Source organism: Planctomycetia bacterium, from assembly GCA_021413845.1.
GTDB lineage: Bacteria > Planctomycetota > Planctomycetia > Pirellulales > PNKZ01 > PNKZ01.
The window spans coordinates 1-11,842 of sequence record JAIOPP010000154.1 but is presented as its reverse complement, the minus strand read 5'-3'; the positions used below and the strand labels follow the sequence as shown (position 1 = coordinate 11,842).

The 11,842-nt window shown below is 61.0% G+C and carries 9 protein-coding genes; 5 read left to right on the top strand and 4 right to left on the bottom strand.

Annotated elements, in window-relative coordinates; genetic code table 11:
- Both K8U03_25465 and K8U03_25460 read right to left on the bottom strand, forming a co-directional pair.
- The coding region (locus K8U03_25465) for a DUF3500 domain-containing protein (protein ID MCE9608248.1) at window positions 1-364 on the bottom strand (364 nt) is incomplete at its 3' end.
- A 175-nt stretch (window positions 365-539) separates the two neighbouring features.
- The gene (locus tag K8U03_25460) at window positions 540-1,424 is read right to left on the bottom strand and encodes a hypothetical protein (GenBank protein MCE9608247.1); all 885 of its coding nucleotides are present in this window, start codon (window positions 1,422-1,424) and stop codon (window positions 540-542) included.
- 226 nt (window positions 1,425-1,650) lie between these two features.
- Here K8U03_25460 and K8U03_25455 point away from each other — a divergent pair, with 226 nt between their 5' ends.
- The 3 genes from K8U03_25455 to K8U03_25445 all read left to right on the top strand — a co-directional run bounded on the left by K8U03_25455 (window position 1,651) and on the right by K8U03_25445 (window position 6,138).
- Window positions 1,651-2,973 carry a Gfo/Idh/MocA family oxidoreductase gene (locus K8U03_25455; protein MCE9608246.1) on the top strand — a complete coding sequence of 441 codons (1,323 nt, stop codon included), beginning with the start codon at window positions 1,651-1,653 and terminating at the stop codon, window positions 2,971-2,973.
- 63 nt (window positions 2,974-3,036) lie between these two features.
- On the top strand, window positions 3,037-4,932 hold the full coding sequence (locus K8U03_25450) for a HEAT repeat domain-containing protein (protein MCE9608245.1): 1,896 nt from the start codon (window positions 3,037-3,039) through the stop codon (window positions 4,930-4,932).
- Between the two features lie 138 nt (window positions 4,933-5,070).
- Window positions 5,071-6,138: a lactonase family protein gene (locus K8U03_25445; GenBank protein MCE9608244.1), complete on the top strand. Its 1,068-nt coding sequence runs from the start codon at window positions 5,071-5,073 to the stop codon at window positions 6,136-6,138.
- A 56-nt stretch (window positions 6,139-6,194) separates the two neighbouring features.
- On the opposite strand, the gene K8U03_25440 is transcribed toward K8U03_25445, so the two are convergent.
- A complete protein-coding gene (locus K8U03_25440) occupies window positions 6,195-6,665 on the bottom strand; it encodes a hypothetical protein (protein ID MCE9608243.1) in 471 nt (156 codons plus the stop codon).
- A 174-nt stretch (window positions 6,666-6,839) separates the two neighbouring features.
- A complete protein-coding gene (locus K8U03_25435; protein ID MCE9608242.1) occupies window positions 6,840-8,513 on the bottom strand; it encodes a hypothetical protein in 1,674 nt (557 codons plus the stop codon).
- 733 nt (window positions 8,514-9,246) lie between these two features.
- Here K8U03_25435 and K8U03_25430 point away from each other — a divergent pair.
- Both K8U03_25430 and K8U03_25425 read left to right on the top strand, forming a co-directional pair.
- On the top strand, window positions 9,247-9,915 hold the full coding sequence (locus K8U03_25430; protein MCE9608241.1) for a tyrosine-type recombinase/integrase: 669 nt from the start codon (window positions 9,247-9,249) through the stop codon (window positions 9,913-9,915).
- 83 nt (window positions 9,916-9,998) lie between these two features.
- Window positions 9,999-11,705, top strand: coding sequence for a recombinase family protein (locus tag K8U03_25425; protein MCE9608240.1), 1,707 nt, complete (start codon window positions 9,999-10,001; stop codon window positions 11,703-11,705).
- The last annotated feature ends 137 nt before the right edge of the window (window positions 11,706-11,842 follow it).

Genomic DNA, 11,842 nt, shown 5'->3' with positions numbered 1-11,842 from the left:
GCTCGAGCTCCATGATCTTCGCGGCTTTGTCGTAACCGGTCTGGCTGAGCGAGGCCCGCAACAGGGCGAGCGCCGCCTTACGCTGAGCCTGATCCATCTCACGAATCTGCAGGCCTTTGCGCGTCGGCTTCGGAATGAAGTGCCAGTCGGTGCGGGCCGCGTTGTCGTAGGCCATCGTGGCCTTCTCGCGCCGGCCGGCGTCGAGCGACGCGAGGAACGCATCGGCTGCCACCGTCATGTCGGTCGCTGCCTTGGGCTCCCGCAGTAACGACCAGGCCGTAGGCGACCAAGCGACCACGGCGCCGATTAACAGAGTTCCCACGACCGAACCGATAACGAACTTCCGAACTGTAAGCCGAGGCATGGCGGCAATTCTCCCAACTCAGAACAGTTTGCTAGGCGACGCGCGCATGTCGAACGACACTGCGGCCGCAACGCATCGCCCACGACGGGCGCGTCGGCCCACTCGCGACGATGCCCTATGGTAACTGCTGCGTTGGTCGGTTGCGAGCGCCGCCGGCCGACAAATTCCCCCCGAATTACGACTTCCCCGCGTCGGCGTGCGGGTGATTATGCGGGTCGCGATCGTGATGCCGCTGATTGAGATGCACGTGCAAATCGGGCCTTGCTGTGAAGAGCGCATCGTAGGCCGCGTCGCTGAGGGTAGCGCCATCCAAATACAGCGACTGTAATTGCGGCAACTCGTAAAACACGCGCAGGCCGGCATCGGTGACCGGCACATCGATCAAGTGCAGCCGCAGCAGTGCGGGGAATGTCTTCAAGGCCTGTAAGCCGGCGCCGCTGACGCGTGGACTGCGCAGCCGCAATTGTTCCAGTTGCGGCAATCGTTGCAGGGCGGCGAAGCCCGCATCGGTCAGATCGGCATTCGGCAAGTTGAGGATCCGCAGCTTGGATGTAGCCGGAATGCCGGCCATCGTCGCATCATCGACCGGCACGCCGCGCAAACGAATGTGCCCCAACTCGGGCAGCGCGAGCAAGCGCGCCGCATCGGCCGGCGAGAGGCGATTGTCGGAGTGATCGAGCTGCAACACGCGTAGCGTAAGCAAGCCGGCCAGCGCGTCGAGTTGCTTTCGGCCGGCTTCGCTGTGACTATCGAGAGGCGTCCGGTCAAAAGAAATTCGATCGCTTCGCCCGGCCCGCACGGCGGCGATCTGCTCGTCCAACGGCAGTTCGGCCGGCGCGGCCGGTACCGTCGGTCGCCAGCAGCCACCGGCCGAACAGACGGCAATCGAAACCGCAGCAACTAACCGCGCCGCGAGCATCCACCGGCTCCGCCGTGGATATAGCACCCAAATGACGGCTTTGTTTAGCAGCGGCGCGGACGACAATCGACGGTCGACGGCCGAATTGAGCGTCGAACACTTATCGGGCGTCACACCAAGGCAGGGATCTTCAAAGAGCATTTTAAGCGTTCTTTCACCATCTGGCGGCAGGAGCGCAGGTCCACCGATCTCCGTGCCGTGCGCTTTTGGCCGGTACCATGTCTTAGTCAGGGAGTTTAAGGCAATACTCCCGGAAGACATAGAAACACGAATGCCGCAGCCGTATGCTGTTGGGGAACGATTCTCCCGTTATCTTACCCAGGCGTGCATTCGCCGTTCACTCATCAGCACGAGCAGGAGAGCAGTCATGTCGAACAAGTCAATCCGGATTCAGCGGCGGCGATTTTTGAAGACGGCCGCCTCGGCAGTCGGTGCGGCCGTGGCGGCACCGACGATCATTCCCGGTTCCGCCCTCGGTCTCAACGGCACGGTTCCGCCCAGTGAGCGGATCGTCGTGGGGGGCATCGGCATCGGGAACCGCGGCATGTACGACCTGGGCTGCTTCCTCGAACAAAAGGATGTGCAGTTCGCCGCCGTGTGCGACATCAAGGAATCGCGTCGCACGCTGGTCAAGAAAACGGTCGATGCCCATCACGGAAACGACGCCTGCGCCACGTATCGCGATTTTCGTGAACTGCTCGATCGCAAAGATATCGACGCCGTGCTGATCGCCACGGGGCCGAACTGGCATGCGACGATGGCCGCGCATGCAGCGAAGGCAGGCACGGATCTTTATTGCGAGAAGCCTTGCGCCAAGAACATCGCGCAAAGCCTGCAGCTGGCCGACATTATTCGCCGCACGGGAAGAGTGTTTCAGGTCGGCACGCAGCGACGCAATCTGCCGCACTTCGCTTATGCCTGCGAGTTGGCGCGCACCGGAAAGCTCGGCAAGCTGAAGACCATTTACGCGCATCCGCGCGGCATGCTCACGCTGATGAGCGATTGGTTGCCTGCCGAGACCGAGCCTGCGAAGGAAGCGGTCGATTGGGACATGTATCTGGGCCCGGCGGCCTGGCGGCCGTTCAATCAAACGCTCCTCGACGGATTCAACTTCGAAAAAGGAGGCGGGTTCGTCGGCGGACTGAAGGTGGAGAACGGTAAGAAGATCATCGGCGGCGGAGTGCTCGAATGGGGTTCGCATTGCGTCGACCTCTGCCAATGGGCCGTCGACGATTGCCCAGCACCAGTCGAATACCACCCGCCGAAAGACGGCAAACTGTCTGCCCGCTATGCGAACGGCGTGGAACTGATCTTCCGCGAAACCGATTGGCTCCCGCTCGGTTCGTGCCCAGTGCGATTCGAGGGGGATCAAGGCTGGGTCGAAGCGGGCGATAGCGGCAAGCTCGTGCTGAGTTCGCCGGCGCTGTTGGCCGGACGCAAGGTGGAAGAAATCGACGGCTATCCCGCGACCTTCCACGTGCGCGACTTCCTCGATTGCGTGAAGACCCGCGGCCGACCGAAGGGGAACGTCGACGCAGCCTGCCAGGCGCACATCGCCTGCAACGCCGCGAACATTGCCATCTTCCTCGATCGAAAGGTCACCTACGATCACTCGAAGAATGAGTTCGTCGGCGACGCTGAAGCCAATCGTTTGCGATCCGAGGCCCTGCGTGAACCGTGGAGGCTCTAAGGCGACCACGGCTTTCGTCTTGCTCCGCACACTCAGGCTCAATTAACGATCAGGATCCTTCTCATGCATACGACACGATTCACCGCAGGCTGCCTTGTTTTGTTCTCGGTACTTCTGTTGGCGACGACGACGGCCGAGGCTCAAGAGAATTCCAAGCCGGGTCATCCAACCGAGCCCGAATTGATTCAGCTACTCCGCTCCGATGCGCCGGCCGCGGCGAAGGCGCCGGCTTGTAAGCTGCTGGCGGTCTACGGTTCGGAGGGGGCGGTGCCGGAGTTGGCGAAGCTGTTGACCGATGAGCAACTGGCCTCGTGGGCGCGAATTGCTCTGGAAGCCATTCCCGGATCGGCGGCCGACGAAGCCCTGCGCGGGGCCATTCCCGCGCTCAAAGGAAAGTTGTTGATCGGCGTGATCAACTCCATCGGGGTTCGACGGGATGCGGGCGCGGTGGAGGTCTTGACGGCTCGTGTGCAGGATCCGGACGCGGAAACGGCATCGGCCGCAGTGGTGGCGCTGGGGCACATTGGAAACTCCGCCGCTCTGAAGGCGCTGCGAGCGTCGTTGGCCGCCGCCCCGGCCCCGATTAAGACGGCCGTCGCTGAAGGATGCGTGTTGTGTGCCGAGCGTCTCCTGGCCGCCGGCAATCACGACGAAGCGGTCGCGGTCTACGACGAGGTCCGCAAGGCGGAAGTTCCCAAGCAGAACGTCCTGGAGGCGACTCGCGGCGCTATTTTGGCGCGACGCGCGGGCGGAATCCCGCTGTTGATCGAACAGCTCAAGTCGCCGGACAAATCCTTTTTTCAAATCGGCTTGAGCACGGCCCGCGAGCTTCCCGGTGCGGAAGTATCGCCGGCCTTGTCGGCTGAGCTCGTCGGCGCTGCGCCCGAGCGCGCAGCCTTATTGCTGAACGTCTTGGCCGACCGCGGCGACAAGACCGTGTTGCCAGCCGTACTGCAAACCGCATTGAGCGGGTCCAAGGAGGTGCGAATTGCGGCGCTGGCGGTTCTTCCCCGCTTAGGCGATGGCACCCTCGTCGAACCGCTGCTCGCGATCGCCGCCGGGCAGGACGCCGAACTAGCGGCAGCCGCCAAGAGTGCGGTGGCCGCGTTGCCGGGCGAGAAAATCGATGCCGACCTTAAGTCGCGTCTGGCCTCCGCTCAAGATGCCGCGTCGCCCCTCTTGATCGAAATCGTCGGCCTGCGTCGCGTCGAAGCGACGCCTGAGCTCGTCAAGCTGACGGGCCATTCCGACGTCGCCGTTCGTCGCGCTGCACTCTCCGCACTGGGAGCCACGATCGGCCTGAAGGACCTTTCGGTTTTGATTTCCGAGGCCACGGCCCCCAAGCATGCGGAAGACGCCCAGGCGGCTCAGCAGGCGTTGCTGGCGGCCTGCGTTCGCATGCCCGAAGGAGATGCCTGTGCCGAGCAGCTCGCGCTGGCCATGGCGAGCGCGCCCGCACCGACGAACGGCACCTTGTTGGAAATCGTCGGCGCGATGGGAGGCGCCAAGTCGTTGGAAATCATGAGCGCAGCCGGCAAGGGAAACGATCCGCAACTTCAAGAAATCGTCGTCCGCGTGTTGGGCAAGTCGTTGAATTTGGAAGCGGCTCCCGTGCTGTTGGATTTGGCGAAGACCGCGCCGAGCGCCAATCACCAGGTGAACGCGCTGCGGGGTTACATTCGTTTCGCTCGGCAATTCATCAAGGCGGACGCTCAGCGCGTGGCGATGTGCGAACAAGCATGGGCGGTCGCCCAGCGTACGGAAGAGAAGAAGCTGGTGCTGGAGGTGCTCGGGCGGACGCAAAGCATCGCGGCGCTCCGCATGGCCGTCGCGGCAACCGAGACTCCCGAACTAAGAGATGACGGCACTCGAGTTGCGCTCGCCCTCGCGAAAAAAATCGGCGACAAGCCCGAAGTTCGGGAACTGATCGCCAAGATCCGACCAAGTGAGGCGAAGTAGCGTAATACTGGTCCCAGTGATGAGAAAAACATGAAGCCCCAAAGTCACTCTCGGTCGGTTTCTTTCGACAGTCCTACTCGGCCGAATGCGCCATGCATTTCTCTCGTCGTCGCGACTGCAATCGGTTGCCTTCTTGGCATGACGATGGTCGGCTCGTCACAAGCGGAAGAAGCTTTTCGTGTTTATGCGCCCGGCAGCAAGACGCAGACGCTTTGGGTCGTCGACGCCGTGCCCAAGGCCGACGGTGGTCTAGACTTGAAGCCGGCCGAAAAGCCGGAACTGGGCATCCGCGGCGGCGTCATCGTCGCACATCCGAAAAAGCCGCTTCTCTACATCTCGAGTTTCGGCGGTGAGCGGGGCAAGGTCCCGGGAGCCATCGTCACTTTGTCGGAAAACGGCAGCTACGTGAAACATCAAACGATTGCATTCAACGACGATGCGGCCTATCTCAGCCTCGATCGCAGCCATACTTTTCTCATGGGTGTGAGCTACGGAAACGGTCGGCTCAATGTCTATCGTCTGGATGAAAACGGAGTGCCGGGGACGGCCTTGGCAACCGTGGACGAGGGAAAAAAAGAGGCCCATTGCGTACTGACTTCGCCCGACAACAAGTTCCTCTATGTTCCCTACGTGAAAGGCAACCTCGCGCTGCTGCAATACGGATTCAATGCCACCACAGGGGCCGTCACGCCGCTCGAACCGCTCGACGCCAAGCCGCCGCAGGGGACCGGTCCGCGACATTGCGTCTATCACCCTGCCTTGCCGATGGTCTATTTCACGAATGAGCAGGGCATCGGCCTCTCCACCTATGAGCGCCGGCCCGACGGTCAACTCGTCTTTCGCCAGGATATACCGGTCTTGCCCGACGGCATGTCGAAACAAGGTCTGAGCGCCTCCGACCTGGAGATCACGCCCGACGGCAAGTTCATCTTCGCCGGACTGCGAGGGCACAGCCAGGACTTCGACCGCATCGTCCGCTACAGGTTGCACGCAAACGGTGAAGTCGAGCTGCTCGGTTTGACACCGACGGACAAAATTCCCTGGGGGCTCGCGCTTTCTCCAGGCGGCGAGTATCTGCTCGTCTCCGCATCCACCGGGGCCACGCTCACCGCTTACCGCATCGACGCCAAGGGGGGACTGGAAAAGGTCTCCAGTTTGTCTTGGGATGCGGAGATCTACGACCTCGTCACGCGGAAGAGGTCGTAAGGCGCAGCTCAACCACCGCAGGAACGGCTTCAACTATCCCTCAAGCCGTTCGGCTGTTAAGCGAACGCGTTCGGAAAATGTTCAATGAACATCAGCAGGTCCCATGCGCTGCTCAAGTGCGCCGGGCCGCCGCCGGTCGGCGTGCGGCAGTGGAGTCGCGGGCCCTTGCCGGAGAACCAGTTCTTCTGCCAGTGTTTCACGTCGTCGAGCGACTTACCGAAGAGAGTTGCGATCTCTTGCGGATCGTAGTTCTTGCCGAGCGTGATCGCCTTGGCTTGCGGAGTCTTCGGTGCGATCTTCTGCACGTCGTTGCGCACGATCGTGAAGCCGATCCGTTCGCGATCTTTCAACCAAGTCTCTCCGTCGTTGGTTTCGACGATATGAGAGCCTTCGATCATCTCGTGCGGCCCTGCAATGTCCAGCATCTGTATTTCGGCGTAATCGAGCGGCACGCCCGGTGGAATCGATAGCCCGATGCGATAAACGCCGTCGGCCGTCTTCGTCATGTGAAGAATCTGCTCGATCATGAAGGCCTCGCTGGAAGTTACCGAAGGGAACGTGAATAGAACTTATGACTCGGCGATCACACCGCAGGTATTCGCTCGGCTAACGACTTATCCTCGCTAATGATCCCGATTCGCTTTTCCGATGCAGTAGACAATCAACCTCCGCTTGCTTGATCCAAACTCAAGAGCCATTCGTCAGCGCTTCAAATTAGGATTGGTTTCCTGGAATGCCTGCCACGCCGCTTGCTGCAACACGCTTGCCTCGGCGGCGGAGAGGTTCGGGTGAGCCAAGCCGATAGGACTGTAGCCGGTCAGCGCCGAGTAAATGCAACAGGCCGACATGTAAGCGCCTGCGGGTGTGGCGTGAATCCAGTCTGCATACACAGCAGCGAATCGTTCCGGCGTCGGCTTCGGTCCCAAGTAGCGCATCCAGGCGGCGACGCTCGGTGCCGCAGGTGCCTTGAGAGCTTTGGCCAGCGCCAGATTGTCGTCGTGAAACTTTTGGAACACGGCGGGATACGCCGACGCCCTGGCGATCGGACTCTCGTAAATGACCGGCGCGGCATTCCGAGCGCGGATCAGATCCGCGAAAAGCGTTCCGTATTTCAACAGTTCATCGGCCTGCATGTTGTAGAAGGTCTCAAAGACGACTGCGTCCCATGGTTCGGCCGCGATGACGCCGCGCGCAGTGTCGGGCGTATCCCCGGCATTCCAGAACGTCTTGATCGCCGTCCCCATCCGAACGTAGTCGCCGACGACGATCCGTGGCCGATCGGCCGGAGCCGACGCCGCGAGCTTCGCGACCAGTTCCGGAATGTCCCCCCGCAACGTGTGGCTCGAACCGATGAACAGCACCTTCAGGACCTTCCGGTCTTCAGCAACGAGATTTCGCAGGTGCAGGCGCAGCAGCGCCTCGCGCGCGGGGACGTATCCGATGCGCCCGCCGTCCCACGCCGGACGGGTTCCCGCACCGGGCAACGTCAGCACCTTCGCGAGTTCGGGCTCGGCGCGCTCGTAGTCCTTCGCGTCGTAATAACTCAGGCCGATATAGAGTTGGATTTCCGCCTTGAACGCGTCCGTGAGTCCCGACATCGCCTGCGCTTTCGCAAACTCCGAGCGAGCCTCGGCGAAGCTCCGCTCATTGTGCAGCGTCTTGGCGATGGACATCTGAATCATCGCCCTCTCCGTCTCCGGCGATATCTCGCCAGCCACGTATTCCTTCAAGACGGTTTGCGGGATCGATCGAGGAACCGCATCCGTAGGAGCGGTCTCGGCGGCGAGGAGTTCCCGCATCATGGCGCGGGCTGCGGCATACTCCTTCAAATTCACGAGCGCCTTCGCCAGGGCTCTCCGAGCCGCCGCTTTCCGCTCGGGGACCATGTCGGTGAACTTTAAGGCTTCGGAATACGCCTCCTTCACCTTCGTCCAGTCCCCGTACTTCTCGAAAATGACTCCGGCCGCGATGTGGGCGTCGATCTTAACTGCATTCGAGACACCCCTCAGCGCAATCGCCTTCTCCAGCGCCGCATGGGCGGGCTGCCACTTGTATTCGCAAGCGTAGCCATCCGCGAGATGCAGCAACGCCTCTCCGGCTTGATCGGGAGCGATGCCTTGCGTGGCGAGCGCCTTCTCGAACTCGGCACGCGCGGCGGCATGGTTTTTTTCAGACGCATACGTGCCGCCGAGGTCGATGAGCGCGGCGGCTTTCTCCGGTCCCGTGCTCGCCCTTTCCCAGGTGGCTATGAGTTGCTTCCGAGCCTCCGCAAACGTCGGCTCGGCCGTGTATGCAGGGCTGCTTTTCAGCACCAGCAAGGCCAGTAAAAACGGCGAAATCATTCTCGAAGGGTTGAGCATCATCGTGAGCGACATGGCTTTCAGCGGACATTTCGCGGCCGTCTTGAGCCTGGAACCGATCCCGGCTCGTAATGGTCACTATTCTAACAAGGCACGCGCGCCTGTCGCACGGCGAAAGTCTCGACACTTTCTCGGTGTTGCCCGGCGCGGGTGGTTTCTTGATCGATACCTTGCAGTCCGACGACGAATCGCAGTTGGACGAAGCTCGGTACGCTACAGCGGTCGCATCAAGCAGCGGCTTTCGAGTCGTGGCTATCCCAGCAGACTGATAAGAAGATGTCTGCCGGGAATCGGAACGGATTCCGCGAGTCGCTCGTCGGGTTCTGCAATTGGTGCTGCAAGCCCTCGGTCGGTCGGTTGCTGACGAATCCGTTCACGGACGTTGCAAAGGCCGACGCTAAGGCAGATCAGCGACGGAAGCGACGGTCGATGACCGAGGCTGAGTTGATTAAGTTGCTGGACGTTGCGAGGCATCGGCCGCTGAACGACCTATCGACGATCCGCCGAGGGAAGCGAAAGGGCCGGCAAGCTGCGGTCCTACGGAACGACGTGCATACCCGACTGGATCGGCTCGGCCGCGAACGAGCGCTGATCTACAAAATGCTCGTGCTGACCGGTCTGCGAAAGAACGAACTCGCGACGTTGACCATCGGGCAGCTTGAACTCGATGGAGCGATGCCGTTCGCTCAACTCAATCCCGGTGACGAGAAGAATCGGGAAGGACGCGATCCCCCTGCGAGCCGATCTCGTGGCCGACCTGCGAGACTGGATCGGAGCGAACGCCGGCGACGTCAGCCCCAAGCTATTCAACGTGCCGAGCGGCTTGCTACGCATCCTCAACCGCGACCTGAAGCACGCGGGCATCCAAAAGCGAGACGAGCGCGGCCGCACCCTGGACGTTCACGCTTTGCGGCACTCTTTCGGCACTCTCTTGAGCAAGGGGAACGTAGCGCCCCGCACGGCGCAGGCTGCGATGCGTCACTCGTCGATCGATCTGACGATGAACACCTACACCGATCCGAAGTTGCTCGACGTCCACGCAGCGCTCGACGCGCTTCCGGCGCTGCCGCTGACCCGCGACACGATGCGCTGTGAGGTGCAGACGGCACCGCGAAAATCTGCACCCCTGTCTGCACCAAACCCTGAGAACTGTAGCGAACTGGGGCTGATTCCTGACAAGATGGGCAGCGTAGACAACGAGCCCATTCATTCAGTAGAAACCGATGGCACCAATGCAAAAGGCTTGTCACAAACAAGTTGCGACAAGCCTTGCGAGTCGGGGCGACTGGCGTTTCCCCTTAGTGCACGAAACCAAGGGACTTCGGTTGATCCGTCGTATGTTGCCGAAACTCGTTGTCATCGAACGAGATGCGGTGCTGCGGCACGTCGAGCCCGGGCTTTACGCGAAATCGCGTAAGTAGCTCGGACGAGACGCAAGCAACCGAAATCCACCCTAAAGGCGGCGATTACTAACGTAGTCGCCCCGAAGGGATGGTTTTTATGACTCGCCGAATCGTTATCTACACGCGTTACTCGACCGACTTACAGAACCCTCTTAGCTGCGAGGACCAAGAGCGCGAGGTGCGCCGTGCGCTTGATCGTCTCGGCATCGATCATTCCCAAGCGATGGTGATTCACGATCACGCGCATTCGGGAACGGACGTGCATCGAGACAAGTTCGTGCAGTTGCAAGCGATGGTCTACGCCAAGGAAGTAGCCTTACTACTCGTGGACGATCAATCGCGACTGACTCGCGCCGGCAATGCCCTCGACTTCATCAAGGATCTCGTCTTCGAGGGGGGCCGGTTCATTTCGACGGCCGAAGGAATCGACACGACCCAGCCCGGGTGGGAGATGCGGGTCAAAGTCGTCGAGATGAAGAACTCCATGGTCATCGACAGCCTCGGCCCCTTGGTCCGCCGCGGTCAAACCGGCCGTTTGCTTCGCAATCTGACGGCCGGCGACTATCCCTACGGCTACGAATCGTTCTACGTTTATCCGGAGCAGGCGCAACGAACCGGGCGCGGCCCGAAGCCGGAAAAAGACGTCCGAATCAAGGAATCGGAATCGTGCTGGATCATCAAGATGGCGCTGTGGTTCATCTTAGGATGGTCGTACAGTCGAATCGCGGCCGAACTCGAGAAACGAGGAGCGCCCCGAAACCGGCGCGCCAAAAATCGTCCCTGGAGCGATACGTCGGTCCGAAACATCCTCAATAACGAGAAATACGGCACCGGTAAGTGGATTCGGAATAAGACGACCACGATCCGCGATTCGGGGAGGAAACTAAAAAAGAAACGGGCGCGGCAAACAGCCGTTCCTGAAGCCGATTGGGCTCGCGCAGAGAGACCCGACCTGCGAATCCTCGATGCCGAGACCTGGGAGAAGGTGCAGGCTCGCTTCCGAGAGCTGGGCGACATCTACGGCAAGAAGGATTGGCAGAAAAAGCGCGGTCCGAAAGTCCATCATTCGGTCGCGTTCCCAAACAGTCTGCTCGGCGGGCTCTTGTTCTGTAAGTGCGGAGCACGGATGCACTACAAGAGCAGCAGTTCGAAGGCATACTACGCGTGTCCCCGCGCCGGGCAAGGGGCATGCGACATGCGCACCGGCGTCAAGTTCGAGCAAACGGAGGCTTGCCTGCTCGAATTGTTGGCGGGGATCTGCACCGGAACTCCTGCGTGGCTTCAGCACGCGGCGCAGGTCGCACGCCGCAAGGCGGAGGAACTCGCTCACGCCGTTCCCGAGGCGGTGGCGAAAGACGAACGTCGCTTGGATCAAGTCCGTAGTCAGTCGGAGAACCTCGCGCGAGAATTCGCAGCCGGAAATAGCACGGACGCGATCCGCAAACTCGCGGTTCAGCTCGAAGGGGAAGAAGGAGAGCTCAAATCGCGCATCGATCATGCTCGACGATTGCTCAACTCGGTGGTCGAGGTGCCGAACGACGGTTGGCTCGGCGAGCAGTTGACCGAGCTGTCGACGATGCTGAAAGAGGATCTCTCTCGGACGGCGATCTTGTTGCGTCGGATCTTGGGTCGAGTGACGGTCGATTCCGTCGTCGCTCCGGGTAAGAGTCGAGGCTTCGCTCGGCTTCACTTTCAGATCGACGGCGCGGCCGTGTTGAAAGCGTTGACGGCTGCGCGCATTCCCGAAGCGAGTTGGTCGCACTTGCAGATTCAGACGGGGCAAGGAGCCGAGTCGGAAGTGTGACCTGCCCCCCTTAAACGAGTCCGGTCGTCAGTCGTAGACTGACGACCATCACTTGAAAAAGGGAGGGGATCATGGGCACGAAGCGTTTGCAGGTCGAGCAGATCATTCAGAAGTTACGGGAAGCGGAATTGGAGATC